We start from the raw sequence: 26,184 nt of genomic DNA, 5'->3' as shown, positions 1-26,184 counted from the left end.
GCACCTTTCACACCCCGTTCATGTAGAGGAGAATGCACTTCGAGCAGACCGGCATCATTCCCGTTTCTGCCAGGATCGTCCGGACGCGGCGGAACTTCTCGCTCTGCCACAGTTGCAGCGTCGGCGTCTCGTACAGGTTCCCGACGACGAACTCGGGAAAGAACTTGCAGGAACTCACGTTTCCGTCCGCATGGACCTCCATGCGGTTGGTGACGGCCAGGCAGCGGGTGCGCCGCTGGGCCGGCTCCGAGGTGCCGAGGATGAACGACTCGACCTCGTCCTCCGCCAGTTCCGGCTGGTAGCGGATGCGCGGCGACCAGGTGCGGGAGGCGAGCCTGGCCATGGAGTCCCGAAGCACCGGCAGCAACTCCTCGGGCAGCCGGTAGGTGTAGGAGTGCCAGGTGGGGCGGGCCGTCCCGGTGTCGGGCTCAAGCCAGGTGAAGTGTTCGCGGTAGACCTCGTCCATCGCCTCGGCGACCTGCGGGCTGATGTACCAGGGGAACTGGAAGTAGACGGTGTTGACGCCGACCTCCTCCGCCCACTCCATGAACTCGTACATGCGGTGCACGGTGACGTGCGAGACCATGCAGCCGACCGATACCTGACCGCGGAAATCGCCCTTGCGCTGGAGGTCGAGCATGGCCTCCATGTTCTTCATCGTCCGCTTGAACGTGCCGCGACCGCGCAGTTCGTCGTGGTCGGAGTCGAGTCCGTCCAGGCTGACGAGGAGGTTGAGGTGTTCGCCGATGCGCAGCAGGTCGTCCATGTGGCGCTGGAAGAGCAGGCCGTTGGTGCACATGGTCACGGTGCGCGGATGGCGTTCGATCAGGCGTGACACCTCGTCGAAGCGGCTGTGCATCAGGGGCTCGCCGCCCCAGATGTACAGCCGCCCGGGCACTCCGGAGGTCTCCTGGAGGATGTTTTCGATCAGCTTGGGATCGAGTTCCTGCCGCTGCTTGTCGATTCCCCAGTCCCGGAAGAACCCCTGCTCGTTCCACTGGTAGCAGTGCGTGCAGCGTAAGTTGCACTTATAGGTGAGTTGGAGACTCACTTCACGCGGAATATCTGCCGCATAGGCCTCGTCGGTGCGTAACCCGGCCCGGGACTGGGAGCGAATTGCGACCGTATGCTTGATCTCTGCGAATTCTTTTGCGGTGAGCTTACGACTCGTCCTGGGAGACATCTCACTCCTCGGTTCGACTGGCAAGGCAAAGCGAATTCGTGGAGCAATCCGTCGCATCGTGGCGTGCGTACGCCACCACTGTCAACCGATACTCGGCTCACCGAGCACAAAGGTCAACACGCCTGTATCCATGGACTGTTCGCAGGTGCAGACCCGGGTTCGGGGCCTTGACACCCATAGGTGGTCTAGGCCACTATTCCAGGGTCTCACTACGCCCGTCACGCAAGGTCGAACCGCTGGATCTTGATTGCCGCCCGGAGGCCGGCAGCGGAACCGAGTGCGTGGCGCAGGTATGCCACCACGGCAATTCCATCCGACTTCGCTCAGAACGACGTCCGGCGCAATACGAAAAGCCCGGAACGGATCACCGTGCTGGGCTTTTGCGTGGTGTTGCTCCGGGGTGGGATGACTCGCTCGCGCGACGGGGTGGCCCACCGTCGCCCTCGCATGTCGCGCGCACGAAGCCGCACCGCGCGAACGTCACGGTGTTCGTCGACGGCGACCGGCCCTCCCGCCTCGCCGCCCCGCCCCACCGGTTACGGAACCGTCGTGGTGATCGCGCGACGCACGAGGGGGCTGGAGTAGACGACGCTGGTCGTGATGGAGCCGAGCCCGGCGATGCGGCCCGTCGTCGTTTCGAGGTGGCGCATGGACCGTGCGACGACCTTGAGGACGAAGCAGTCCTCACCCGTGACGTGGTGGGCCTCCACGATCTCGGGCATGGCCGCCACCAGGTCGTGGAACGGCTTGTAGTTGCCGGTGGGGTACCGGAGCCGGACGAAGGCCAGGATGTCGAGGCCCAGCCGTTGCGGGTCCACCACCGCCGCGTACCCGCGGATCACCCCGCTCTCCTCCAGACGCCGCACCCGCTCGGTGACGGCACTGGCCGACATGGAAACGGTCCGGGCCAGCTCCGCGTAGCTGGCCCGCCCGTGCTGCTGGAGGGCTTCCAGGATGCGCACATCGATCTCGTCCAGGGAATCATCGGCCATGGACAAGAATTACCACGTGATCCGCGGCGATCCCCGACAACCACCGGGGATCATCGGTTCCCGACCACGGCTACGCTCCGTAGTGTCTTCCGCATGAGTAACCCTTCTCCAAGCCCCGCCCTGCACGTGCCCCCGGCGCCGCCCGCGGAGGCCGCCGCCTTCTTCGCCGCCCGCCTCACCTTCCAGGCCGACGTCTCCGACGTCCGCGCCTCGCTCGACTCGGCCGACCCCGGATTCGTCCTGCTCGACTCGCGTGGGGACGCCGGCTGGCGACAGGGCCACGTACCGGGAGCGATCCACCTGCCCACCGCCGACATCCCGACCCGAGCAGCGGACCTGCTGGATCCCGAAGTGCCGGTCATCACCTACTGCTGGGGGCCGGGCTGTGACGGAGCCACCCGCGCGGCGCTGGCGCTCAGTCAACTCGGCTACCGCGTCAAGGAGATGATCGGCGGCATCGAGTACTGGATCCGTGAGGGATTCCCCACCGCCACACCCACCGGCACGGCGCAGCACGAGCCGGACCCGTTGACCGCCCCGATCGACTCACCCACCTGCGCGTGCTGACGGCCCACCCCCGGGCCGTCCCACCCACGCCGGCTGGTCGGGTGGGTGGGTGGCACGGCCCGGGGGTGCCTGGGCCCCTGGGGTGGCTGGGTCCCACGAGTGGCCCGGGGTGCGTGGTGGCGGCTACTCGCCCCGTACGGGACCACGGGACCTGGTGGAGGCCGGTGGCCGTGCCGTGGGACCGGCGGCTCGGCGTGCGGCCGGTGGCTTGGTCCGCGCTGCGGGGTTGGTGGGTGCGGAGCGGGTCACCCGGTACGGAGCCAGCCGGCCGGCCCACCGCCTCCGGGCGAAAACAGTTCCCACCCAACGCGCACCACCCGGCATGATGACCGGATGACTGCCCCCACCCCGATCGACCTCGACACCTGGCCGCGCCGACAGCACTTCGAGCACTACCGCCGGCGTGTTCCCTGCACGTACTCGCTGACGGTGGAGGTGGACGTCACCACACTCGCCGCGGCGCTGCGCCAGTCGCGGCGCAAGTCCTACCTCGCGCAGGTCTGGGCACTCGCCACGGTCGTCAACCGGCACGACGAGTTCAGAATGTGCCTCACCCCGACGGGCGAACCAGCCGTCTGGCCCGTCGTCCACCCCGCCTTCACGGTGTTCAACCCGGAGCGCGAGACGTTCGCGTGCGTGTGGTCGCCCTACGAATCCGACTTCGGCGCCTTCCACGACGCCGCCGCCCCGCTGCTCGCGGAGCATGCTCGCGCCGCCGACTTCTTCCCGCAGGGCCAGCCGCCGGCCAACACCTTCGACGTGTCCAGCCTGCCCTGGGCGTCCTTCACCGGGTTCAACCTCAACATCGACAACAGTTGGGACCACCTCGCGCCCATCTTCACGCTCGGCCGCTACGTGGAGCGGGACGGCCGGGTCCTGCTCCCGCTCGCCGTGCAGATACACCACGCCGCCGCGGACGGGTTCCACTCCGCACGGCTCGTCAACGAGCTCCAGGACCTCGTCGCGGACCCGGGGTGGCTGGAGTAGGGCCCCGAACCCGGGACCCAGACCCAGGCCCCGACTCGGGGCCCCAAGTCCGGGCCTCACGGCTGGAGTCCACCGCCCGCCCGCCGGTTGAAGCGGGTCAGCCCGTACCGCCCGCGCAGCTCTTCGAGGCCGCGTAGGGCGGGCGGGCCACAAAACCTCTATTCCCTCCCCTCGTGCCGCCGGAGCGCGCAATCGGGCACCGGATGCGCCCGTTCCGGGGTCGGTAGCTTGCTGTTTTCGGCCAGCCTGAACGCCTGTGAATATCAGGCGGCCCGGTCGTCCATGCCGAAATGGCCGCTCCCCCCGCACGGGCCCCCGAGTGAGGCGCGGCCGGCACGCCACCAGGTCGAGAAGATCGCTGTGTGCGGGTTCGAGAGACGGGGTGCCGGTCTCGCACGCAATGGTCCGCAGCACCACCGGCCCAATGAATCCCACCTGCCCCACGCCGCCGAGTACGCATTCGGGGCGATGACTAAAGTACGCCCAAAGTCCCGGCTGAAATCCTCCATTCGGGTCCGCCCTATTTGCACCGTCGGCATTCCGCATCGACCTGCGGCCGTGCAGCAGCAGGGAGATCGCGCCTGCGCTGAGCCGGGAGCCGGCCGACGGCGAACCAGAGGGAACGCTCGTGAGGCATCACCCACCACTGCTCACAAGTCCTTTGATGCAACACCAGTTACATTCCTAGCTGGTCTCCGGCCGTGGTGGCCGCCACCATAGATCACCACCGAGGAAGAGCCCAGCAGGCCGGAAAGGGTTCACCGGGTTCAAGACAACCTCACGCTCGCCCTATTCTCGACTATTGCGCGACAGCGCCCCGCTTCCTAACGTGGTTTACAGCTCGTGCGGTCATCTGCGCGAACCAACGGGTAAGGGGGCATCGGTGAACGTCGTCTCCGGACGTGCACTGAGAAACGGACGGTCGGCAACTCCAGCCGTCCGCAACGCAGCCCGATTCATGGAGAACTAGGGCGGACATCCGCACCTGCTCGCATTCGAGTGGGTGAACTTCCGCATTCACATGCCGCATACGCTTCAGTAATTCCTCTGCGCACGCCAGCCGGACGGGAACGTCCCTGGCCCCACCGTGCATGAGGTGTGAAGAATCACCGACGCCGGGATTGCCCCCTGCACGGGGCGTGCCCGGATCTCTCACGGGTGTGCCCGGATCTGCCGCAGGCGTGCCCGGAACTCACGCGTGCGCCGATCGACGGGGCCGCGGCCGGCGGACCGCACGAAGCCGGAAGACCGCACGAAGGGGGCAGCCCGATGCGTGGGCGGCAAGGGGACGTGGCAGGGATCAGGAAGGACTTCATCTCCGACTACGACGGACTCGCCGACCAGTGGTGGGACCCGCGCGGAGCGCTGGCGCCGCTGGGTTGGATCGCCCGCGCGCGCTCCGACTTCGTTCCCGCCGCCGGCCACGGGCGGGCCGCGCTGCTCGACGTCGCCTGCGGCGGCGGTCTGTTCGGCCCGTACGCGGCCGGCAAGGGGTACCGCACGGTCGGCGTCGACCTCTCTGAGCTGTCGCTGCGCGAGGCGCTCCGGCACGGCTTCGACGAGGTCGTCCGGGCCGACGTCGCCGACCTGCCGTTCGATGACGCCGCCTTCGACGTGGTCACCGCGGGGCAGTGTCTCGAACACGTGCCCGGCCCCTACGCGGTGGTCGCCGAGGCGTGCCGGGTGCTGCGCCCGGGCGGCACGCTCGTGGTGGACACCATCGCCGACACCGCAGTGGCCCGCTTCGTCTCCATCACCCTGGCCGAGAACGTCCCGATCGCCGGCCGCCCACCGCGCGGAACCCACGACCACCGGCTCTTCGTCAACCGGGAGCGGCTGACCCGGGTCGCCCGGGAACACGGCGTTGACCTGCGCCTGGTCGGGCTGCGTCCGCGCCTGCGGGAGATGGCCAGGTACGCCGTCAAACGGCTCGACGAAGTCCGCATGGTGCGGACGCGGTCGACGGCGGTCCTCTTCCTGGGTGTGGGGACCAAGAAGTGACCCTGCAACAGGAACCCGTTCGCGGCGCCGTGCGCAACTGGGTGATCGGCGCCCGACTCAAGACGCTCCCCGTCACCTACGCACCGCTGGCCGTCGGTCTCGCGCTCGCCCACTCCGCCGGCCCCGTCGACTGGTGGCACGCGGCCCTGACCGTGGTCTTCGTACTCGGCTTCGTCCTCGGCACGAACTTCTTCAACGACTACAGCGACGGCATCCGCGGGGTGGACGACCACCGTGAGGGCCCCACCCGGGTGGTCGGCTCGGGGCGGGCCACGCCAGAGCAGGTCTTCCGGCACGGGGCGGTGCTGTACGGCATCGGCGCGCTGGCCGGTGTGGCGCTGGCCGTGACGGTCTCCTGGTGGCTCCTCCCGGTGACCGTACTGGTCGGGCTCGGCGGCTGGTTCTACACCGGTGGCCCCCGACCGTACGGCTACCACGGCTTCGGCGAGATCAGCATCTTCTGCTACCACGGCGTCGTCTTCGTCTGCACGCCCGTCTTCGTACAGACCGGCGGCGTCCCCGGGGCGGCCCTGGCCGCGTCCGTACCCATCGGCCTGCTCGCGTGTGCGCTGCTGACCACGAACAACCTCCGCGACCTCCCCACCGACGCCGTCACCGGGAAGATCACCCTCGCGGTGCGGCTGAGCGCCGCGCGGACGCGCCGGTTCTACGTGTGCTGTGTGGTGGGCGCCTTCGTGACCGCGCTTGCCACGGCCACCGCCCGCCCCTGGACGCTGCTGGTCATCGGCGCCGCGCCACTCGCCGTCTTCCCACTGCGCAGGGTGCTCAGCAAGGCGGGCGGTCGGGAGCTGATCCCGGCGCTGGAGCACACCTGTCTGCTGCTCCTCGTCTTCGGAACCCTCCAGGCGATCGGGGTGGCGCTGTGAAACCGGGGAGGGGAACGGTGGGGCCGGACCACGAGGTGCTGGTGATCGGCGCGGGGTTCTCCGGCATCGGGACCGCCATCGGCCTCCGGCGGGCCGGCATCGACGACTTCGTGCTCGTGGAGGAGCGCGACGACGTCGGCGGCAGTTGGCACGCCAACCGGTATCCCGGCATCGCCGTGGACATCTCGGCCTTCTCCTACTCCTTCGCCTCGGACCCCTCCCCCGCCTGGTCCCGGCTGTTCCCGCCGGGCGAGGAGCTGAAGGCGTACGCGGACCACTGCGTCGACAAGTACCGCCTCCGCCCCAAACTGCGCCTCAACACGGCGGTGCAGCAAGCGCGTTACGACGAGTCGGCGCACCTGTGGCGGGTGTCCCTGAGCGACGGGACCTGGCTTTCGGCGCGGTTCGTGATCTGCGCCACCGGGTGGCTCACCAAGCCCAAGAGGCCCGCCATCCCCGGTCTCGACCGGTTCAAGGGTGACGTCGTGCACACCGCGGAGTGGGACCACGCGCTGAAGGTGGACGGCCGGCGGGTGGCGGTGATCGGCACCGGCGCGTCGGGCGTGCAGGTGGTGCCGGAGATCGCCCCGCGCGTGGCACACCTGCACATCTACCAGCGCACGCCCATCTGGCTGCTGCCCAAGCCCGACCTCGCGGTGCCGCAGGCCGTCCGCCGGATGTTCGCGACGGCCCCGTGGACCCAGCGGACCGTACGACTGCTCACGGACGTGGCGACGGAGGTCAGCTTCGTCCTCGCCATGGTCCACTACCGCCGCTTCCCGTTCCTGGTGCGGGCGGGCGAGGCCGCCTCCAAGCTCTATCTGCGCCGACAGGTAGGCGGGGACCGCGAGCTGATCCGCAAGCTCACGCCGTCCTACCGGGTGGGTTGCAAGCGGCCGTCGCTGGCCAAGGGTTACTGGCGCGCCTTCACCCGGGAGAACGTCGACCTCGTCACCGAGCCCATCGCGGAGGTCACCGAGACGGGCATCCGCACCGCGGACGGCCACACGCAGGAGTTCGACGTACTGATCCTGGCCACCGGCTTCCACGTCCTGGACAACCTGCCGCCGTTCCCGATGCACGGCAGGGGTGGCCGCGACCTCGGGGAGTTCTGGCGGACGGAGCGCTTCCAGTCGTACGAGGGCACGTCCGTCAAGGGTTATCCGAACCTGTGGTTCATCGTCGGCCCGTACTCCTTCACCGGCGGTTCGTGGTTCGGAATGATCGACTACCAGGTGACCCACGCCCTGCGCGTCATCAAGGAAGCGCGGCGCCGACGGGCCACGGAGGCCGTCGTCCGTGCCGACAAGCACGACGAGTCCTTCCGCAGGACGCTGCGCCGGCAGCAGCAGACGGTGTTCCTCGACCCCAGTTGCCGGGGGACCAACACCTACTACCTCGACGAGCGCGGCGACGCTCCCGCCGTCCGCCCGGCCTCCACCTTCGAGGCGGCCTGGCGCGCCAGCCACTTCGACCTCGATGACTACCGGTACGAACGATGATCCCGCGTGCTGTCGACCGCGGGGCGACCACTTCCCAGGGGGACGAGGCGATGCGCCTTCGTGAATTGCCAGCCAGGGACCGCGCCCTGTGCGTGCTGTACGGGACTTCCGCCCTCGTCGGTACGGCCGTCATGGGCACACTGGCCGTGCTGTTCGTGGTGCGCAACGCGGACGCCGGCCCCGGCGGGGTCGTCACCCACTTCCTCCGGGACGCGACCACCAACCTGGCCGCCCAGTTCATCTACGCCGACCTGGTACTGACCTGGGCCGCGCTCGGCGCCTACATGATCGTCGAAGGGCGGAGGTTCGGCATCCGGCACGTGTGGGCGTACATCGTCGGCGCTCCGCTGCTGGCCCTGATCGCCAGTTACGGCCTGTTCATGCTGGTGCGCCAGATGAAGATCGCGGCCCTGCGCGACCCGGACGACCTGCCCGCATCCGATCGGGCCGCGCGGCGGGCGGCGACCGGGCGGGCGGGCCGTTGACCGCCCCGGTCGCCCCGGCCTGAGGGAGGGCGCCGACATGGCACACGCGCTCGTCTCCGGCGGTGGCATCGGTGGCCTCGCGACCGCGCTGTCCCTGGCCAGGCAGGGGCACCGGGCCACCGTCCTCGAACGCCGGGACGCCTTCACCGAGATGGGCGCCGGCATCCAACTCGGCCCGAACGCCTTCCACGCCCTCGACCTGCTGGGGGTGAGCGACCAGGTGCAGGGCCGGGCGGTGTTCATCGACGAACTGCGCCTCATGGACGGCGTCACGGGCGAGACCGTCGTCACCCTGCCGCTCACCGGGCGCTACCGCGCGCGGTTCAAGAACCCGTACGCCGTGGTGCAGCGCGTCGACCTGTACGAGCCGCTGCTCTCGGCCTGCCGCGCGGCGCCCGGTGTCGAGTTGGTCTCCGGTGCCTGCGTCGAGTCGTACGCCCAACACCCGACGGGCGTCACGGTGCGCACGGCGGACGGCCGGAGCTTCGCCGGCGACCTGCTCGTCGGAGCCGACGGCATCCGGTCGACGGTACGGGCGCGACTGGTGGGCGACGGCGCGCCCAGGATCTCCGGTCACACCATCTACCGTTCGGTCATCCCCATCGAGCGGGTGCCTCCGGGGCTGCGGTGGAACGCCGTGACGCTGTGGGCGGGCCCGAAGTGGCACTTCGTCCACTACGCCATCGGCAACGGCCGCTACCTCAACCTCGCCGCGACCCTGGACGACGGCGCCCGCGATCCGGTCGCCGGGCGGCGCGTGCCCCGGCACCTCGTACGACACCGCTTCCGGCACCTCGGGCACAGCGCCAGGCAACTCCTCGACCTGGGCGAAGACTGGCACGAGTGGGTGCTGTGCGACCGCGATCCGGTGGCCGTCTGGTCCGACGGCCGGGTGACGCTGATGGGTGACGCGGCCCACGCCATGCTCCAGTACGCCGCGCAGGGCGCGTGCCAGGCACTGGAGGACGCGGTCGTCCTCGGCGACGTACTCGCGGGCGCCGCCGCGGATGTGCCGCGGCGGCTGGCCGAGTACAACGCCGTACGACGGGATCGGACCGCGCGCGTCCAACTGCTCGCCCGCCAGATGGGCGAGCAACTCTTCCACCCCGCAGGCGAGGAAGCCCGGGCCCGCAACGCGATGCTGCGCTCCCTCAGCGAGGACGACCTGCACGGGTACGTGGCCTGGCTGCACGGGGCGCGCGACTTCACCGCCCGGCCGGGGAACGGCTGAGTCGTGGGCCTGGCTGGGGCGGGGGCTTGCTGAGGTAGGGCCTTGCCGGCGCCAGCAAGGGTGGCGGGACATGCGCCACCTTCCCTTGCGGCGGTCGATGAGTTCGACCGCCCGACCTACAAAAGGGGAGGGATGAGTCAAGCCAGAGCATCGCTTTCAAGACTCACCGAAGTGCGGGACGACCCCACCAACTACCCGATATTTCTTGACACTTCATTGCGACACTGCCAGCATCAGTGCGACTTGTTGACCTGATTGCCTTCAATATCAAAGGCCCTGTCCGTTTGGCCTCGAACCCCTGGCTGAGCTGAGCAGAGAGGCGCTACGGGAATCACGCACTGGAGCCGGCTGACGTACGGGTTCGCCCTACGCAGCCACCGATGAATGCCACACCTGTTGCAGTGTCAGAACAGGAGGCAGAAAGTCGACCAACAATGAGATTTTCCCTCCGTACGATCTCGCTGGCCATAATCGGCGCGACGATGGCCGTTGGCTGTGGCAGCGATGCAGAGTCATCACCGGATCTCGCGCCCCAGAAAGGACAGGCCCTCGCAGCCGCCCAGGAGCAAGCGCGTCTCGCCGGCCTTTCCTCATCGGCCCACGACGCCACTGATAGCGATCGGGCGCCCCGTGCCGACTGGTCCGTGTGTTTCCAGTCGCAACAGGAAAAGTCGGTTGAGTTCGCCGCCGTCCACAAGGCTGAGCCCTGCCCGGGCAAGGACGGCAGCCCGGCCCCGTGGCTGAAGATGCCCAAGGTCACCGGGTTGACGGTGTCCGGCGCGCGATCGGCTCTCGCCGATGTGGAGAAATCGCTGACCAAGGGTTCCCGCCTCGTCGGCGCCCGCCCTGACGTCAACCCATACGCGAACCCAGCCGACGGCGAACCCGATTCTTGGCTGGTCTGCTCCCAACAGCCCGCGACCGGAACCCCCCTGGACAGCCGCTGGCAGGCCGAGGGAGAGATCAAGCTGCACGTGACACAGCCCGGCACCCCGTGTCCGTAGCCGGCGAGTAGCGCACTCGCTGCCCACCGAGTGGGGCGAGTTGCTCCCCGATCGAGCACTCAACCGTCGGCAGGGGGTGCCGCATGTGGCCCGCTTGTGTCGCACGTCGCCCCCCATCCGCCAACCCTCCCGAGCCCTACGCCACAGCGCTCCGCACGCCGAGGGCGAGAAGGACCACCGATGTGATCCTGGCTGCCGCGCGTTGGAACGAGGGTGTTCGCAGGGCGCGGGAGGCGCGGCGGACGAGTACGGTCCAGGCAGTGAGCCAGAGCGCGATGAGCAGGGCATGGGCGGTGGCCAGGGTCAGGATCTGGCCGCCGAAGGGCTGGCGGGGCGCGATGAACTGGGGGGCCAGAGTCAGGTAGATGGCCGCTGCCTTCGGGTTGAGGACGTTGGCCAGCAGCGCCTGCGCGTAGACGGATTCCGCGCGCTTGGCCGGACGTTGCCGGCGCGGGGTGGGTGTCGTGGCTGGTGTGGGTGTCCCGGCCAGGGTGGATGTCGTCCGCGGGGCGGGTGTCGTGGTCGGGTTGGACGTCGTGGTGGGGGCGGCGGAGCGCCAGGTCCAGATGCCGAGGCCGATGAGGTAGCCGGCGCCGGCGAGCTTGACGGCGGTGAAGGCCACGCTGGAGTGCATGACCAGGGCCGACAGGCCGGCCACGGCGAGTGCGGCGTGGACGTACAGGCCGGTGACCGTGCCGAGGACGACGGGGAGGGCCTGCCGGCGACCGCCGTCGGTGACGTGCTGGATCAACAGGGCCAGGCTGGCGCCGGGGGTGGCGATCAGCGGAAGGACCGCCACCAGGAACCCGGCGACGGCGTAGGGGTGGACCACGGTGCCTCCGGATCGTGCGGGTGGGTGATCAGAGCACGACGCGGTAGTGGGTGGTCAGGCGCCGTTCGTCGTCCACGACGTGGAAGGCGAGGCCGGGTGGCTGGTCCCGGTCCGCGGCCCCCTCGCCCTCCCAGGGCATGCGCAGGGTCCAGGTGACGGCCGGGCCGACGATCAGCGGACGGGCGGCGAAGGTCGAGGTGGCCGCGGTGTGGGCGTGGCCCGTGAGGACGGCGACGACCTGCGGGTGTGCGTGGATCAACTCGGCCAGCCGGTGCGGCTCTTGGAGCCTGCCCGCGTCGGGCAGGGGGTGGTGGAGTACGACCGGCGGCTGGTGGAAGGCGATCAGTGCCGCGGCGTCCTGCGGCAGCGCGGTGAGGGTGGCGTCGATCCAGCCGAGCGTCTGGGCGTCCAGCCGTCCCTCGTCGCGGCCCGGGATGGTGGAGTCGCACATCAGGACGGTGGTGCCGGCGATGTGGTGGACCTGGTTGACGGGGCCGGGGTCGGGCGCCTGGCCGAGCAGGGCCTTGCGGTAGGCCGCTCGTACGTCGTGGTTCCCGGGGCAGGTGAGTACGGGGAAGGGGGCGGCCAGGATCCGCGCCGCCTCCTCGTACTCGGCCTCCTCGCCGTGGTCGGCGATGTCCCCGGTGACCAGTAGCGCGTCGACCGGGCGGGGCAGGGCCCGCAGGTAATCCATGACGCGGATGGCGCGGCGGGTCGCCCGCTCGCTGCCGTCCAGGTGTAGGTCGCTGATCTGCGCAAGCAGCGTCATGCCGCAGTCGCCTCCCATGACGGCCGGGGCCGCCGTCCCGTGCCGAGGCTGGCGCCACCACCCGCCCCGACTCCTAACGGAAGATTTTCATTTACCGTTAGGGACCCTAGGGTGCGTGCGGCGATGTGATCAAGTGGCTGGCAACCTGGCACCGAGATGGAAGGGGATGCCGCGTGGAGCGCTGGCTTGCACTGGAACTGGCGAGCACGGTTCGCCACGACGGGGACGGCGGCGTCACCGACGACCTCGCCACGATCCGGGGGACGGCGCACTGGCTCAAGGAACAGGCGGACCTGCTGGCCGACCACGTTCCGGCCGGCGCGCTCACGGTGGACGAAGACCTCAGGCTGGCGGTCATCGAGCTTCGGCAGGCGGTACGGGCCCTGTTCGCCCGGGTGGTCAGCCCCGCTCCCCCCAGTCCGGCGGACGCCCATCGCCTGATGCCCGCCGACCGGGCCGTGGCCCACCTCAACGCGAGCGCCGCGCGGGAACCGGTCGCCCCGCAGCTCGACTGGCCCGCCGGTGGAGCACCCGGCATCCGGCTGTTGTCCGCGGAAGAGGAGCCGCGCGTACGACTCGTCGCGGTCCTGGCCAGGGCCGCGATCGACTTCCTCAGCGGGCCGCAGCACACGCAGTTGCGCGCCTGCACCGCGCCCCGCTGTGTGCGTTACTTCCTCAAGAGCCACGGGCGGCAGGAGTGGTGCAAGCCGTCCTGCGGGAACCGGGCCCGGGCGGCCCGCCACTACCGGCGTCAGCGCACGGTGACCGATGGCGGTTCCGCCCCGTCCTGACCTTGTGGGGGGGCGTGCTGGTCGCCGCACCGGCCCCGCCGATCGCCGCGCCGGCCCGGCCGCTGCGGCGGATCGGCGGGCACGCGGAATGGGGCACCCGGGCGGCGGGGCGGCGTCAGGCGGTCAGGCGGTCAGGCGGTCAGGCGGTCAGGCGGCGCAGGGTCTCGTCGAAGGTGACGGCACTCTTGGGAGCGCGGTTGTGGGGCAGCTTGGCCAGGAGCGTGGCCATGCCGCAGGTGTTGGTCACGCCGGAGAAGAGGAGCCCGGCGCCGATGGCACCGGACAGCCAGTGCGCGGGTGACCAGGCGAGGCCGACGACGAAACCGATCAGGACCAGGGTGCCGGCGACGAGACGGACCTGCCGGTCCATGGGCCAGGTCGCGCGGCCACCCTGGGGCCGCTCGATCTCGTAGCCTATGGAGGCCCAGGCATGGGTGCCGCCTTCCAGCGTGCTGGCCTCGATGCCATAGCTCGCCAACTGGTCACAGCCCTTGGCGGACCGGGCTCCGGAGGCGCAGACGAGGAGGAGCGGAGTGCGCCGCGCGGCCTCCGTCAGGGCCGCCGCGGCGTCGCCCAGGCGGTCCAGCGGGATGTTGTGGGCGCCGGGCAGATGGCCGGCGGCGTACTCGCCCGGGGCGCGGACGTCGATCACGGTGCATTCCCCGAAGCGGGAGGCGGCCTGGTGGGGGGTGAGCGCGGTGGCGGTCATGGTTCGGGTGCCTTTCTGGTGTGCTCCCCCGAGGGTAAGATACCCGTGGGGGTATACGAGGAGGTTGGTGTGCAACTCGACATGAGTGCCGAGGAACTGAAGTCGGCGCTGAACCGGCTGCGGCGGGCACAGGGTCAGCTCGCCGGGGTGATCAAGATGCTGGAGGAGGGCCGGGACTGCGAGGACGTCGTCACGCAGTTGTCGGCGGTCTCCAAGGCGCTCGATCGGGCCGGTTTCTCGATCATCGCGACCGGTCTGCAACAGTGCCTGACCAGCGAGGATCCGCAGGTACGGGACTCGGCCCAGATGCGTGCCCGGCTGGAGAAGCTGTTCCTTTCGCTGGCCTGAGAACCCTGCTCTCCCCTGCGGTCCGCCGCAGGGCCCGCCCGGGGCGTGCAACCACCCGCCGGGGTGCTCGGCCACCCGCGACGGGGGCGCCGGCCCGTTCAGGGTGTGGTGCCGGTGCACGGCGGGACGCCCGTTCACGAGGTGGCGCCCGTTCACAGCGCGGTGCCGGTTCACAGCGCGGTGCCCCTACCCAAGGGCGCGCCCCCTTCCCCATGCGGCGCCGATCCGCAGTGCAGCACCCCCGCACACCCTTCACAGCGCGGTGCCGACCGCCATCGCCACGGCGACGCCCAGCAGCAACCCTCCGAAGACCCGTCGCAAGACGGCGGGCCGGACCTTCGCCGCCAGCCGCCTGCCGTCCCAGGCCCCCAGCACCGCCGTCGCGATGAACGGCAGGAGCACGGCCCAGTCCAGGCTGACCTCGGCGGATGCGCGGGCCCCGAGGGCGACCAGGGCATTGGTGGCGATCACCAGCAGACTGGTGCCGACGGCCACACCCATGGGCATCGCCAGCGCCGTCACCAGGGCCGGTACGGCGAGGAAACCGCCGCCGACCCCGAGGAAGCCGGTCACCGCGCCGAGTGCGGCCCCGGCCCCGGCCGCGCGGGGCATCGACACCGCCGCCCGCTCCACGGGCGTGCGACGGCGCAGCATCCGTAGGCCCGCGGCCACCGCCACCGCGGCGAAGCACAGGGTGAGCACCGTGGCGGGAACCCGTACGGACAACGAGCCGGCCACGGCCGCGGGCAGCAGCCCGGCAGCGGCGAACGACAGGCCGGCCCGCCAGCGCACCGCCCCCGCCCAGGCGTGCGCCACCAGGGCGGTCAGCGAGGTGACGATGACGATGATCAGGCTGGCGGTGGTGGCCTCGGGCGGGCTGAACCCGAGCAGGTAGATCAGGGCGGGCACGGCCAGGATGCTGCCGCCGGCGCCGAGCGAGCCCAGCGCGAGACCGACGAGGGCCCCGGCGAGGAGGGCGAACAGGAGCGCGGTCATCCGACGCCACCTGCCGCCCGACCGCCCTGTACGGGAGCCGTGCGGCCACCCCGTACGCAGGCGGGTCCGTCACCCCGTACGGAAGCCGGGTGGGAGCTCCGTACGGGAGTCTGTCGGCCACCCCCTGAGGGAGTCAGTCGTCCGCCCCTTGCGGGAGTCATGCGGGCAGGGCCGCTCAACGGCGAGAACATGGTGCTTCCTCTGGCGCCGGCCACCCGGGCCCGGGCCCTTGCGGGTGGCCGGCGCGGGTGGGGCGTGGTCAGTGCTGTGCGGGGGTGACGAGGGTGAGGCCGGCTGCGGCGGCTGCGGCGTAGCCGTCGTCGACGGCGACGACCTCGCGTCCGGCCGCGTCCAGGGCGGATGCCGCGATCGCGGCGCGCATACCGCCCGCGCAGTGCACCCACACCGTGCCCGCAGGCACCTCGTCCAGCCGCTGATGCACCTGGTGGACAGGGACGTGCACGCTGCCCTCGATCCAACCCTGCGACCGCTCGGCCTCCCGCCGGACGTCCAGTACGACCGGTTCCGCACCGCGCTCGCGGGCAGCGGCCAGGTCGGCGAAGGTGGCCCTCGGGAAGCTGGCGAGCGGCACCCCGTCGCCGGCCCAGTCGGCGGGTGAGCCGACGGCCGCCGCGGCCGGGCGGTCGATGCCCACCCGGGCCAGTTCGCGCTGCGCCCGGGTGATCTCGTCGGCGGTCTCGGCGAGCAGGGTGACCGGCTTGCCCCACGGGATCAGCCACGCCAGGTAGGTGGCCAACTGTCCCGCCACCTCGATGTTCAACGAGCCCGCGACGTGTCCCTGCGCGTACGCCCGGCGATCGCGCAGGTCAATGACCCACTCACCGGCAGCCAGGCGGCGGGCGATCTCGATGGCGTCCGCCCGCTCCGGCGCCGTCAGGTCCATCGGCGCGGGTCCTGCGGAGTTGGCCGGGCCCATGTGCGCGTAGTAGGCCGGCACGTCGTCCAACCCTGCCAGCAGTTCGGCGACGAACGTCTCCACGTCCTTCAGCAGCGCAGGGTTGGTCGCCTTCGCCGCCCCGATCGTGGCATGCCCGCCACCGCTCTGGCCGGCGGAACAGAAGCTGCCGAACCCGTGCGTGGGCAGCACGGCCACCTCGTCGTCCAACTCGGTGGCCAGCCGGCGCACGGAAGCGTGCTGGGCGCGGGCCAGTCGATCGGTCAGCCGCGGCTCGACCAGGTCCGGCCGGCCCACGCCGCCGAGCAGCAGCGAACCGCCGGTGAACGCGGCGACCGCCCGGCCGTCCTCCTCCAGTACGTACGAGGTGTGGTGCGGCGTGTGCCCGGGCGTGGCCACGGCACGGAGCCCGAGCCCCGCCTCGATCTCCTCGACGTCGCCGTCGGCCACGGCGACCCGGGCATAGTCCACGAGGGCCCCGGCGGGCACCAGGTAGCGGGCGCCGGTCAGCCGGGCCAGCTCAAGCCCGCCGGTGACGTAGTCGTTGTGTACGTGGGTCTCCGCCACCGCCACGATCCGCACCCCGCGCCGGGCGGCAGCGGCGATCACCCGGTCGACGTCCCGCGGCGGGTCCACCACCACCGCCGCCCGGCCGCCACCCGCCAGGTAGCTGCGGTTGCCCAGACCTTCGGTTTCCAGGACGTGGATGTGGAACACGGCTTGCTCTCCCTTGCGAAATTTACCCCCCGGGGTATGTCAATCCACGGTAACAGATATACCCAGGGGGGTATTCGAGAGAGCGTGCGGCGACCCTGGCGGATGGGCTGTGGGTGGCCCGTGGGGCCTGTGGGTGGAGAGCCAGCAGGCGGAGGGCCTGTGGGTGGGCACCGTCACCGTCGTACGGGCCTCAAGGTGCCGGCAGGCCCGTACGACATCGAGGGGCCCCGGCAGGTCGGGGCGGCGGATCGCCGGAGAGGAACGGCACCTGCCAGTTCAGTGGTGGGCCGGAACCGATATCCCGATCCCGCCAGGGAGGTCCGCACCGAACTGCGCGATGACCGCATCCAGGTCGAGCGGCGCCAGGGCCTCGCGGGCCACCCCGCCGACCCGGTCGGCGGGCACCACCCAGCACACTTCGAACGGCAGGCCGTCCGGGTCGTTCGCGTACAGCGACTTGGTGGTGCCGTGGTCGAGTTCCCGGGTCAACCCACCCCACCGCAGCAGCCTGCCGCGAATGCGCCGGAGCTCGGCCAGGGTGTCCACCTCCCACGCCAGGTGCGCCAGCCCGGGGCGTCGCCCAGGCCCCGGCGGGGAGACCGGACCTTCGATCTGCATCAGGGCCAGGTCGTGGTCGTTGGTCGAGCCCTCGGCCTGGAGGAACGCGGCCTCGGGCACGTCGCCGTCCGCGTGGAGGCGGTGATCGAGACGGAAGTTCAAGAGGTCGGAGTAGAAGGCGACGCTGCGTTCGACGTCGCGGACGTAGAGCACGGCGTGGTTGAGACGTTGGATCGGCATGCCACTCCTCGCTTGGTTACGAATAGTGCGTGGCCTCACCGTAGGGAGGTAACCGGGGCCTTACAAAAGGCACATTGATGTACGTACATCACGTCGAGGAAACCCACCGCGCGCCGATCCACTCCCACGGCGAATCGAACACAACCCGGCGACGTCCGCGTCCCCTCAGACGTCCCCGCCCCGCCCCCCGCCGCTCCGGCACTCCGGCACTCCGGCACTCCGGCGCGCGGAGGCGCGCCGCCCTCAACTCCGCTACGTGGAGGGCCCGGTGGCGGCGGCGCGGGAACGGTTGGCCCGGACCTCGTCATGGTGCTCGACGGCCCACCCGATCAACTGCGTGACGACGTCGATCAGTCCACTGGCGAGCGGGGTGAGCGCGTACTCGACGCGCGGCGGCACCTCGGCGTGGGCGGTACGGGTGACCAACCCGTCCTCCGCGAGTTGGCGCAGGGTGCGGGTCAACATGCGCTGGGAGATGCCCGGGACCTGCCGCTGCAAGTCCGTGTACCGCACCGGGCCGCCCTCCAGGACGGCGATGACCAACATGCTCCACTTGTCACCCACCCGGTCGAGCACCTGTCGGACGAAGTCCATGTGCTCCACGGGGACGTTCGCGCACGGCCCGGCCGAAGCCGCCATCTCGATACCAGCACTGTCCTGCATGGCACCCGTCCCCCTCCGTCGCGCACACCGATGTGCCTTTTGTATCGCCTTTCATCCTGGCCCATAGTGGCGGTACCGAACCGGCGAAGGCAGGACCGCGGCCCAGGGTGTCCCTCCCGGCCAGGACCTGGGCGTCCAGACCGAGAACTCCCACCCAACCCGCGGCCCCCCGGCCCCCACCACCACCGAAGGTGGCCAACGCCGACGCCGACGGGCGCCCCAAGTCGCTCACAGGACACGGCAGTTCGCCGACCGAACCACCGTTCACCTCCTCGGCGACCGACACACCCACACCTCACGTACACACCCACGCCCGACCCACACACCCGATCGGCACGCCAGCGGGGCAGGGCCCCGGCACGCCCCGGCGGCCACAGCACAGAAGAGGTCTCACCGTGCCCACTCTCGCCATCGTCGGCGCCGGCCCCGGCCTGGGCCTGACCATCGCCCGCACCTTCGGCAGCCGCGGCTTCGACGTCGCCCTGATCGCCCGTACCCGGGAGAAGCTGGAGACGTTGGTCGCCGAGCTCGGCCAGGAAGGCATCAGGGCCGCCGCGTTCCCCGCCGACATCCTGGACCGCGCCGCCCTGGCCGACGCCCTGGCCGCGGCCGGGGCCCACTTCGGCGGCATCGACGTACTGGAGTATTCGCCGGCCCCGCACTCCCCCGTGCCGGGCCTCACCCTGGCCACTCCGTCGGAGGTCACGGTGGACAACCTGCAACCCGTCATCGAGTACGCCTTGTACGGCGCCGTCGCGGCAGCCCGGACGGTCCTGCCCGCGATGCGCGCGGCGGGCGCCGGAACCCTGCTGTTCACCACCGGCGGGGGCTCCGTGGACCCGGTGCCGATGTTCGGCAACGCCAACGCGGCCCAGGCGGCCCTGCGTAACTGGGTGATCAACCTCAACAACGAACTGGCGGGCAGCGGCGTGCACGCGGCCCATGTGGCGATCAACGTCTGGATAGGCGAGAACGGCCCGACAGACGGCCCGAAGGCCACGCCCGAACAGATCGCCCCGCTCTACTGGGACCTGCACGAAAACCGCGACCGCTCCGAGGTGGTTTTCAACGCCTGACGGGCCGGGCTTGCCTCGCCCCCGTACGCGGGTAAGCGCACCGGAATTCCCGGCCGGAGCGGGCGGGCCTGAACGTCGTGGCCCTGCACGGGGATGCCGACCGTCCGACTCCACCTGTTGGACGGTCGGCACACCCAACCTCACGCCTCACCCCCGTCATGAGGGTGCGAGGTCTGCGAGGTAGGTCACCAGCCTCCCAACACACTGGTGATCGGTGAGAAGAGGTCACGCGTAGTTGACGCAATCGTCCCCAAGGTAATGGGGTTGAAGACGGCCTTGACCGCGGGGCCCTGACCGAAGGTGATCACGCTGAGGCTGAAGCGATACAGCGACTTCTTGAGTTCGCTACCCCATCCGTAACCGATCGCGGTGAACACGACGTTGAGACCAGACAGCCCGATCGACATGTTCCCGAAAAAGATGGCGAACTGGCCAAGCACCGGCGCCGCAGGTGCGGTGGCCCCGCCCATGAGAGCCAGCGTGCCGAGAAGGCCACAACCGCCGGAGACCAGTGAGGTTGCAATACTGCCTCTCCTGGTCCATTTGGCCAACCACCGAGCGCCCTCCTTCCACCAGGGCAGGCCACCCTTGACATCGTCGTTGTCGGGCGTGTCAGCAGGGTTCGTACCGGATTGCATGGCCTTGCGGGCCGCCTCGGCCGCCCTCCTGGCCGCAGCCGCAACCTCGGCCTGCCGCTTCGCCACGGCGATCCGGTGCGCCTGGCTCGCTGCGGCTGCCGCGGTCTTCGCGTCCTGGCCTGCCTGGATCGCCGACGCCCGGGCGGACGTGGCCGACGCCTGGGCCCAGTCGGCGGACGCAGCCGCACGGTCGGCGGCGTCCACCGCACGGTTGGCGGAGTAGTTGGCCGAGCGGGCGGCCTGGCGGGCGGTGGCCGCCGCCTTCTTCGCCCGGTCGGCCGACGCCTGTGCCTCCTTGGCCGACTGCTCGGCGGCGTCCGCATGGGCATCCGCCTGCCGCGCGAACTGGACCGCCTGAGCAGCCGACTTCTGCGCCTTGTCCGCCCACTCCTGCGCCTCGGCAGCGGCGTTACGGGCCTTGGCCGCCGCCTCCTGCGCCCGCGCGGCGTCCTCCTGCGCCTTGTGGGCGATCTTCGCGGCGGCGGCGATCGCGCCCTGCATCGCGGCGATGTGGCTGGCGGAGTCCTGGTCGAGTTGGGCGGTCTTGTACTGCACCGAGGCGACGAAGTTGCGCCGCATCCACACCGGGCCCTCCAGCGCGGCCCGGGCGTGCGCCTTCGTATAGGGACCTGCCGTGGCGAGGATCGCGGCGGTGGCCACCGCATCGTCCTCGCGCAGCGCGACGTCGTACTCGGTGGTCAAGAAGTCGTACAGGGCCCGCGCCGTGCCGGCGTCCAGGGCGCTACTGGCTGCCTTCTTCACCGCGCTGCCGGGGTCGTTGGCCAGCAGGGAGGCGGTCAGGACGCGGTTGTCCATGGCGGCGGCTTCTATCGCGCCGGTGCTGAGGAAGGCCGTGACCGTAGCCGCGTCGTCGCTCTCCAGCGCCGACGTCGCGGCGTCGGCGACATTGGGGGAGGCGACCTGGGCGAGGTAGAGGGTGCTTTCCCGGTCGTCCTGGTGCTGGGCGAACTGCCGGTCGGCTTCGATCCAGGCGTGCAGGTCGGCGTCCGCGCCGGCCAGCGCGAACGTGGCTGCCTCGCGCGACCACGTGCCTTCTGAGTTCATCAGGGCGACGGCGGCCTGGCGCCCGAGGGCAGTGGCACCCGCCGTATCGCCACCCCGCAGCGCCGCCTCGGCCTGCGCGATCAGGTCCTTCGTCGCCTGGTCCAGGCGCTGGGCCTGGGTCCGCCGGTCAGCGGCGTCGGCCTTCTGCTGCTTCTCCAACGACGCGAGTAGCCGAGCTTCCTCGACGGCCTGCTCCGCGTCCTCGTCCAGCCGCTGCCACTCCGCCTCGCGTGCCTGCTTCTCCACTTCGACCGCTCGGTTGACGGCATCGATGGCGACATTGGCGGCCTTGGTCGCCTCGTTGGCGAACTCGGTCGACTTCTTCGCGTACTCGATGGCCTGACCGGCGTAGGTGGCGGCCCACTCGGCGGCGTCAGCGGCCTTCTCCGCATGGCCGGCAGCACTGTTGGCGGCGTCGCGTGCGGTACGGGCGGCGGTGGCCGCCGTGTTGGCCAGCGCCTGGGCCGTTCCCGCCGCGTTGGTCGCGATCCGGGCGTTGCTGTTCGCGATCTGCGCCTGTCGCTTGGCCTCGGCAGCCGCGGCCTGGGCCCGGCCAGCGGCGGCGGCTGCGGTAGCGGAGGCGTTCGCGGCAGCCGCAGCGTTGCGCGCTGCCGAGGCCGCGGCGGACCCGGCGTTCGCGGCCTGCGCCGAGGCAGTCGCGGCGTGGTCGGCGGCCTTGGCCGCGCTGCGGGCCTTCGCAGCGGCGTTGCGGGCGGCGACGGCGGCGTTCTTGGCGGCGGACGCCTGGGACGCGTCCTTCGATGCGGCGATGGCGGCGTGGTACGCGCGGGCCGCGGCGGAACCCGCGGTGGCAGCGGCCTGGCTCGCGGCAGTGGCGGCGTAGGCGGCGCGGCGGGACGCCTGAACGGCTGCGTGGGAGGCGAAGATGGCGGCGCGGGCCGAGTCGGCTGCGCCCTTCGCGGATTCGGCCGCCTTACGGGCCGCCTTCCCTGACTTCACCACGTCGTCCTGGGCGGCCTGGGCCTCGGCCGCGGCCTTCTCCGCCGCCTCTCTGGCCTTCGCGGCGGCGTCCACGGCGCGCGCCGCGGCCTCTTCCGCCTGTTTGGTCTTCGCGTCGGCCTTCCTGCCCTCGCGCTCGACGACTGCGACCAGCTCTTCGATCGTCGCGGCTTCCTGGTCACGGGCGCGGGCGATGTGCTGGCCGGTGTCGAGGAACCACTCGACGTCGGCCGCGCCACCCGACAGGGCCCGGGAGGCGTACTTCTGCACCTCGGGGCCCGCCTTCACCATCAGGGTGGACACCTCCACCCGTAGGTCCTGGAGGCGCGCGGTGTACTGCCCGTCGGTGAGGAAGGTTTCCAGCGCCTGTTGGGTGCCCGCCTCCAGGGCGGTGCCGCCGTCCCGGTTGACGGCCCTGCCTCCGGTGGACATCACGGCCGCGGTGGCGACCTGGAGGTCCTCGACGATCGCGGACTTGAAGCCGCCGCCCAGATACGCGGCGATGGCGGGGTCGCCACCGTTCAGCGCGGCGGTCGCCTCGCGCCGGGTGCCCTTCCCGCCTGCGGCGAGGGACGTCATGACGGCGACCCGGTTGTCCTCGGCAGTGGCCTGGGCGAGCCCGGTGGCCAGGAAGTCCTGGACGTCGGCGTCGGAGCCGGTCAGTGCCACTTCCGCGGCGGCGTGGACGGCCTTGCCGCCCACCATCCACTCCTTGATGACCTTCGCCCGGTCGGTGTCGGGCAGGGCGAAGGGGTCGCTGTCGTCGTCCGGCGGCGGATCGGCCCAGGCAACTGTGTTGCTCAGTACGAGACTTGAGGTCGCAGTGGCGGTTGCAGTGGCCGCTATGGCACCGAGAACGCGGCGTCTACTCCAGAACGTGACGTCCAAAATGTCCCTCCGTTGTCGTCGTCCGGTGGCGACGCAGCCGGCGACGCTCCGCCGAACGAACTGCCCCGTGGGCCTCGCGCGCACCTGCGGACTGCACACAAATTGATCGAAGGCATGACAATTTCGCGAGTGTGATCCTAGACTCCCCCCGACTCTGCTGCTAGCTGTCGGTACGCCGTGGAGCCATGAACTTCCGGACGTTTAACGGCAGTTGTGTCGTCGGGCTCTCGTCGATGCAGCCGTGCAGCCGCCCCGGGAGCGACGCGGGTGCCTTGCCCCGCGCCGCCATGGCCGAGCGTTCGCGTGCCGGTGCACCGCCTGCTCGGGACGGGCACGCGTGCCACGTCCACCCGATCGTCTGGACCCAGAGGGAGACTCCATGAAGCTGGCCCGGCGGACAGCCGGCGTCTGTGTGGCCGTAGCGGCGTGCGTCACCGCGCTCGTGGCCGCCACCAACGCCATCCCGCACGACAGCGCGTCCAACCCACCACACGCCACCGTGACGGTGGCCGATGACCAGCCCGGCTACGCGGTCGAGGACTATCTCTACCCGAACGCCGACAAGATCAAGGAAGAGACGGGCATCGTCCTCAAGCGCGGTGACGGCCACATCACCCTGGCCACCTGCGACTCGGCCACCGGACTCCTTGAGGTGTGGTCGCGGTCCAAGGACCGGGTCTGCTTCCGCACCGTGGGCACCACGGGCTACCTCTCCCTGGAGATTCCCTCGGTGTTCGCCGTCAAGGGCTCGGCAGTGCACACCGCCGACGTCACCCTCACCGCGGCGGAGAACGCCTCGCAGGAAGTCGAGGTGCCCAAGGACACCTGGACTCCGGTCGGCGAAGCCACCGACCCACAGACCCGTGAATTCGTCCTGGTCGAGATCCGTACGAGCAAGTGACCGGAGGCCGCATCATGCCCACCACCCCGCGCCCCGAGCGCTCCGGGGCCGCCCGGCACAGCAGACCCGTCGCCCGATTCGCGGTGACCGCGGCGCTGCTCACGGGCTCGCTCGCGGTGACTCCCGCGTCCACGTACGCCGTCACCGGAACTCCCGACTCCACCAACGGTTACACCTACACCGCGCAGGTGGTCGTGGGTGACGCCATGCGTGGCTGCTCCGCCGTCCTGGTGGACCGGGACTGGCTGCTGAGCGCGGCCAGTTGTTTCGCCGAAGCACCCGCACAGAGCCTCGCCGTCCCGCCCGGCAAACCACGACTGAAAACGACCGCAACCATCGGCCGCACCGACCTGGGCACCAACCAGGGAGCGGTTCGCGACGTCGTGGAACTGGTGCCGCGCACCGACCGCGACCTGGTTCTGGCCCGGCTGTCCCGGCCCGTCACCGAGGTCACTCCGATCTCGCTGGCCAGCACCGCCCCCGCCGCGGGTGAGGAGTTGCGGTTCGCCGGTTACGGCCGTACGGCCACCGACTGGGCGCCGGTGAAGCTGCACACCGGCGCGCTCGCCGTGGACGCACCCACCGCCACCTCCGCCACCTACACGGGCAAGGACGGCGCGGCTGCATGCATGGGTGACGCGGGCGGCCCGGTGGTGCGCACAGTCAACGGCAGCCACCAACTGGTGGCCCTCAGCAGCCGCTCATACCAAGGGGGTTGCTTCGGCATCGCCTCGACCGAGACCCGTACCGGCGGAGTCGTCACCCGCGTCGACGACCTGGCTTCCTGGGTGGAGTCGAAGGTCGTCGCCACCCCCATCACCGACTTCAACTGCGACGGAGCCCAGGACATCGCGATCGGCGACCCCAAGGCGACCGTCGGCGGCAAGGCATCGGCGGGCGTGATCCGGGTGGTGTACGGCGACGGCAAGGGCACGGCCGAGATCACCCAGGACCTCGACTGGGTGCCGGGTGACTCGGAATCTGACGACTGGTTCGGCGAGGTGATCGACACCGTCGACCACAACGAGGACGGTTGCACCGACCTGGTGGTCGGCGTTCCCGCCGAAGACCTCGGCAGCGCCGTCGACGCCGGCGTGGTCGACGTGCTCCACGGCGCGCGGGGCGGCATCGGGACCGGGGCCGCCACCCTGCACCTGGAACAGGGCACCGGCGCCGGGGCGCTCGCCGCCGCGGCCTCGCAGTCCGGCGACCGCATGGGGCACGCGGTCGCCGCCGGCCGCACCTCCGCGGGCGAGCCGTACCTGCTGATCGGCGTGCCCGGGCAGAACTCCGGCAGCCTCGCCAAGGCCGGCATGGTCTTCTATCTGCGGGGCAAGACGAACACGTCCGTCACCCAGAACAGCCCCAACGTCCCCGGCGGTGACGAGGCCGGCGACGGATTCGGCACCAGCGTCGCCGCCGACGGCAGCCACCTCGCCGTCGGCGCGCCAGCCGAGACCGTCGGCGGGCAGGCCGGCGCGGGCAGCGTGTGGACCTTCGGGCACACGGTGGGCACCGACGGCGTCCCCACTCCGCTGGCCGGCATCACACAGGACTCCGACGCGCTCAGCGGCGGCTCCGAAGCGGGCGACAAGTTCGGCGCCACGCTGGCCATGGTCGACTTCACCACGGCGGGCCCCGCGACCGCGACCGAGTCGGTCCTCGCGATCGGCTCGCCGGGTGAGGGGCTGAGCGTGGACAACGTCAACCGGGCCGAGACCGGCCGCGTCATCGCCGTCCGCATCACCGCCACCGGCGCCTACAGCCAGCTCAACAGCTTCTGGCAGGGAACCAACGAGGACGGCGTCTCGGGCGCCAGCGAACCCGGCGACCACTTCGGCGACCAGATCGCCGTCGTGAACACCGCACCGCGCGCACAGAGCACCGCGGCCACCCTGCGGATCGCCGTGGGTGTCTCCGGCGAGGACATCGGCAGCGCCCCCGACGCGGGCGCGGTCCAGACGTTCTCCCTGCTGAGCGCGCCTGGCGACTCCGACCTGTGGATCGCACCGGGCAGCGCCGGCATACCCGGCTCCCCCGGGGCCGACCAGTACGTGGGCCACAACATCCACTTCACCGGAACGAAGCTGTACGTCGGCATGCCGTACGGCCCCTCCCCCTACGGCTCGCTGCACGCCCTGCCGATGTCCAATGCGATCGCAGGCGGCACGGTCGCCCAGGTGACCACCTACCAACCCGGTACGGGCGGTCTCCCGCCGGTCGGCGACCGCTTCGGCCACTCGGCGCGGTAACCGTCCACCCGACGCATCACCCGCGC

23 protein-coding genes are annotated in these 26,184 nt (G+C 70.8%); 13 read left to right on the top strand and 10 right to left on the bottom strand.

The window, feature by feature from the left end; all coding sequences use genetic code 11:
- Positions 1 to 7 precede the first annotated feature (7 nt).
- Positions 8 to 1,051 carry a radical SAM protein gene (locus tag ACMA1D_RS05570; RefSeq protein ID WP_414722732.1) on the bottom strand — a complete coding sequence of 348 codons (1,044 nt, stop codon included), beginning with the start codon at positions 1,049 to 1,051 and terminating at the stop codon, positions 8 to 10.
- Positions 1,052 to 1,719: 668 nt separating this feature from the next.
- Positions 1,720 to 2,175: an Lrp/AsnC family transcriptional regulator gene (locus tag ACMA1D_RS05565; RefSeq protein WP_414722731.1), complete on the bottom strand. Its 456-nt coding sequence runs from the start codon at positions 2,173 to 2,175 to the stop codon at positions 1,720 to 1,722.
- A gap of 93 nt (positions 2,176 to 2,268) precedes the next feature.
- On the opposite strand from ACMA1D_RS05565, the gene ACMA1D_RS05560 reads away from it, so the two are divergent.
- The 8 genes from ACMA1D_RS05560 to ACMA1D_RS05525 all read left to right on the top strand — a co-directional run bounded on the left by ACMA1D_RS05560 (position 2,269) and on the right by ACMA1D_RS05525 (position 10,839).
- Positions 2,269 to 2,742 carry a rhodanese-like domain-containing protein gene (locus ACMA1D_RS05560; RefSeq protein ID WP_414722730.1) on the top strand — a complete coding sequence of 158 codons (474 nt, stop codon included), beginning with the start codon at positions 2,269 to 2,271 and terminating at the stop codon, positions 2,740 to 2,742.
- A 333-nt stretch (positions 2,743 to 3,075) separates the two neighbouring features.
- Entirely contained in the window at positions 3,076 to 3,729 is a 654-nt protein-coding gene (gene catA / locus ACMA1D_RS05555; RefSeq protein ID WP_414722729.1) for a type A chloramphenicol O-acetyltransferase, read from the top strand.
- Between the two features lie 1,290 nt (positions 3,730 to 5,019).
- The gene (locus ACMA1D_RS05550) at positions 5,020 to 5,730 is read left to right on the top strand and encodes a methyltransferase domain-containing protein (RefSeq protein ID WP_414722728.1); all 711 of its coding nucleotides are present in this window, start codon (positions 5,020 to 5,022) and stop codon (positions 5,728 to 5,730) included.
- Entirely contained in the window at positions 5,727 to 6,617 is an 891-nt protein-coding gene (locus tag ACMA1D_RS05545) for a 1,4-dihydroxy-2-naphthoate polyprenyltransferase (RefSeq protein WP_414722727.1), read from the top strand. Before ACMA1D_RS05550 ends, ACMA1D_RS05545 begins: the two co-directional genes overlap by 4 nt.
- A gap of 17 nt (positions 6,618 to 6,634) precedes the next feature.
- Positions 6,635 to 8,119, top strand: a complete 1,485-nt coding sequence (locus ACMA1D_RS05540; RefSeq protein ID WP_414722726.1) for a flavin-containing monooxygenase — start codon at positions 6,635 to 6,637, stop codon at positions 8,117 to 8,119.
- A 50-nt stretch (positions 8,120 to 8,169) separates the two neighbouring features.
- Positions 8,170 to 8,604 (top strand): DUF2834 domain-containing protein, encoded by a 435-nt coding sequence (locus ACMA1D_RS05535; protein WP_414722725.1) that lies wholly within the window; start codon positions 8,170 to 8,172, stop codon positions 8,602 to 8,604.
- A 37-nt stretch (positions 8,605 to 8,641) separates the two neighbouring features.
- A complete protein-coding gene (locus ACMA1D_RS05530; protein ID WP_414722724.1) occupies positions 8,642 to 9,835 on the top strand; it encodes a 3-hydroxybenzoate 6-monooxygenase in 1,194 nt (397 codons plus the stop codon).
- Positions 9,836 to 10,479: 644 nt separating this feature from the next.
- The gene (locus tag ACMA1D_RS05525) at positions 10,480 to 10,839 is read left to right on the top strand and encodes a hypothetical protein (RefSeq protein WP_414722723.1); all 360 of its coding nucleotides are present in this window, start codon (positions 10,480 to 10,482) and stop codon (positions 10,837 to 10,839) included.
- 136 nt (positions 10,840 to 10,975) lie between these two features.
- On the opposite strand, the gene ACMA1D_RS05520 is transcribed toward ACMA1D_RS05525, so the two are convergent.
- Positions 10,976 to 11,671: a LysE family translocator gene (locus ACMA1D_RS05520; RefSeq protein ID WP_414722722.1), complete on the bottom strand. Its 696-nt coding sequence runs from the start codon at positions 11,669 to 11,671 to the stop codon at positions 10,976 to 10,978.
- Between the two features lie 28 nt (positions 11,672 to 11,699).
- On the bottom strand, positions 11,700 to 12,440 hold the full coding sequence (locus tag ACMA1D_RS05515) for a metallophosphoesterase (RefSeq protein ID WP_414722721.1): 741 nt from the start codon (positions 12,438 to 12,440) through the stop codon (positions 11,700 to 11,702).
- 173 nt (positions 12,441 to 12,613) lie between these two features.
- Here ACMA1D_RS05515 and ACMA1D_RS05510 point away from each other — a divergent pair, with 173 nt between their 5' ends.
- Complete coding sequence (locus tag ACMA1D_RS05510) at positions 12,614 to 13,231, top strand: CGNR zinc finger domain-containing protein (RefSeq protein WP_414722720.1); 618 nt, start codon at positions 12,614 to 12,616, stop codon at positions 13,229 to 13,231.
- Between the two features lie 139 nt (positions 13,232 to 13,370).
- Here ACMA1D_RS05510 and ACMA1D_RS05505 read toward each other — a convergent pair whose 3' ends face one another.
- Entirely contained in the window at positions 13,371 to 13,940 is a 570-nt protein-coding gene (locus tag ACMA1D_RS05505) for a rhodanese-like domain-containing protein (RefSeq protein ID WP_414722719.1), read from the bottom strand.
- 69 nt (positions 13,941 to 14,009) lie between these two features.
- Here ACMA1D_RS05505 and ACMA1D_RS05500 point away from each other — a divergent pair, with 69 nt between their 5' ends.
- Positions 14,010 to 14,288: a metal-sensitive transcriptional regulator gene (locus tag ACMA1D_RS05500; protein WP_349990413.1), complete on the top strand. Its 279-nt coding sequence runs from the start codon at positions 14,010 to 14,012 to the stop codon at positions 14,286 to 14,288.
- A 252-nt stretch (positions 14,289 to 14,540) separates the two neighbouring features.
- Here the strand turns inward: ACMA1D_RS05500 and ACMA1D_RS05495 are convergent, their stop codons facing one another.
- From ACMA1D_RS05495 to ACMA1D_RS05480, 4 genes are all read right to left on the bottom strand, one after another.
- A complete protein-coding gene (locus ACMA1D_RS05495) occupies positions 14,541 to 15,284 on the bottom strand; it encodes a sulfite exporter TauE/SafE family protein (RefSeq protein WP_414722718.1) in 744 nt (247 codons plus the stop codon).
- 259 nt (positions 15,285 to 15,543) lie between these two features.
- Positions 15,544 to 16,917 carry an MBL fold metallo-hydrolase gene (locus ACMA1D_RS05490; RefSeq protein WP_414722717.1) on the bottom strand — a complete coding sequence of 458 codons (1,374 nt, stop codon included), beginning with the start codon at positions 16,915 to 16,917 and terminating at the stop codon, positions 15,544 to 15,546.
- A gap of 276 nt (positions 16,918 to 17,193) precedes the next feature.
- The gene (locus ACMA1D_RS05485) at positions 17,194 to 17,715 is read right to left on the bottom strand and encodes a VOC family protein (protein WP_414722716.1); all 522 of its coding nucleotides are present in this window, start codon (positions 17,713 to 17,715) and stop codon (positions 17,194 to 17,196) included.
- A 252-nt stretch (positions 17,716 to 17,967) separates the two neighbouring features.
- On the bottom strand, positions 17,968 to 18,378 hold the full coding sequence (locus ACMA1D_RS05480) for a winged helix-turn-helix transcriptional regulator (protein WP_414722715.1): 411 nt from the start codon (positions 18,376 to 18,378) through the stop codon (positions 17,968 to 17,970).
- A 395-nt stretch (positions 18,379 to 18,773) separates the two neighbouring features.
- Between ACMA1D_RS05480 and ACMA1D_RS05475 the strand changes: the two genes are divergently transcribed.
- Positions 18,774 to 19,454: an SDR family NAD(P)-dependent oxidoreductase gene (locus ACMA1D_RS05475; protein ID WP_414722714.1), complete on the top strand. Its 681-nt coding sequence runs from the start codon at positions 18,774 to 18,776 to the stop codon at positions 19,452 to 19,454.
- Between the two features lie 185 nt (positions 19,455 to 19,639).
- Here the strand turns inward: ACMA1D_RS05475 and ACMA1D_RS05470 are convergent, their stop codons facing one another.
- Positions 19,640 to 23,005 (bottom strand): hypothetical protein, encoded by a 3,366-nt coding sequence (locus ACMA1D_RS05470; RefSeq protein WP_414722713.1) that lies wholly within the window; start codon positions 23,003 to 23,005, stop codon positions 19,640 to 19,642.
- Positions 23,006 to 23,384: 379 nt separating this feature from the next.
- On the opposite strand from ACMA1D_RS05470, the gene ACMA1D_RS05465 reads away from it, so the two are divergent.
- Both ACMA1D_RS05465 and ACMA1D_RS05460 read left to right on the top strand, forming a co-directional pair.
- A complete protein-coding gene (locus ACMA1D_RS05465) occupies positions 23,385 to 23,906 on the top strand; it encodes a hypothetical protein (protein ID WP_414722712.1) in 522 nt (173 codons plus the stop codon).
- A 14-nt stretch (positions 23,907 to 23,920) separates the two neighbouring features.
- Entirely contained in the window at positions 23,921 to 26,158 is a 2,238-nt protein-coding gene (locus tag ACMA1D_RS05460; protein WP_414722711.1) for a S1 family peptidase, read from the top strand.
- Positions 26,159 to 26,184 lie beyond the last annotated feature (26 nt).

It is taken from the genome of Streptomyces sp. 796.1, from assembly GCF_047525675.1.
In the GTDB taxonomy this organism is placed as follows: domain Bacteria; phylum Actinomycetota; class Actinomycetes; order Streptomycetales; family Streptomycetaceae; genus Streptomyces.
Note: the sequence above shows the minus strand (reverse complement) of the source record. Positions and strands in the feature narration are given on the sequence as shown.

What these genes read in the sequence shown, in the direction of transcription:
- ACMA1D_RS05460 (WP_414722711.1), top strand. Translation starts at nt 23,921, where the DNA reads ATGCCCACCACCCCGCGCCCCGAGCGCTCCGGGGCCGCCCGGCACAGC.
- ACMA1D_RS05560 (WP_414722730.1), top strand. Translation starts at nt 2,269, where the DNA reads ATGAGTAACCCTTCTCCAAGCCCCGCCCTGCACGTGCCCCCGGCGCCG.
- ACMA1D_RS05480 (WP_414722715.1), bottom strand. Translation starts at nt 18,378, where the DNA reads ATGCAGGACAGTGCTGGTATCGAGATGGCGGCTTCGGCCGGGCCGTGC.
- ACMA1D_RS05505 (WP_414722719.1), bottom strand. Translation starts at nt 13,940, where the DNA reads ATGACCGCCACCGCGCTCACCCCCCACCAGGCCGCCTCCCGCTTCGGG.
- ACMA1D_RS05485 (WP_414722716.1), bottom strand. Translation starts at nt 17,715, where the DNA reads ATGCCGATCCAACGTCTCAACCACGCCGTGCTCTACGTCCGCGACGTC.
- ACMA1D_RS05565 (WP_414722731.1), bottom strand. Translation starts at nt 2,175, where the DNA reads ATGGCCGATGATTCCCTGGACGAGATCGATGTGCGCATCCTGGAAGCC.
- ACMA1D_RS05535 (WP_414722725.1), top strand. Translation starts at nt 8,170, where the DNA reads ATGCGCCTTCGTGAATTGCCAGCCAGGGACCGCGCCCTGTGCGTGCTG.
- ACMA1D_RS05530 (WP_414722724.1), top strand. Translation starts at nt 8,642, where the DNA reads ATGGCACACGCGCTCGTCTCCGGCGGTGGCATCGGTGGCCTCGCGACC.
- ACMA1D_RS05515 (WP_414722721.1), bottom strand. Translation starts at nt 12,440, where the DNA reads ATGACGCTGCTTGCGCAGATCAGCGACCTACACCTGGACGGCAGCGAG.
- ACMA1D_RS05495 (WP_414722718.1), bottom strand. Translation starts at nt 15,284, where the DNA reads ATGACCGCGCTCCTGTTCGCCCTCCTCGCCGGGGCCCTCGTCGGTCTC.
- ACMA1D_RS05465 (WP_414722712.1), top strand. Translation starts at nt 23,385, where the DNA reads ATGAAGCTGGCCCGGCGGACAGCCGGCGTCTGTGTGGCCGTAGCGGCG.
- catA (WP_414722729.1), top strand. Translation starts at nt 3,076, where the DNA reads ATGACTGCCCCCACCCCGATCGACCTCGACACCTGGCCGCGCCGACAG.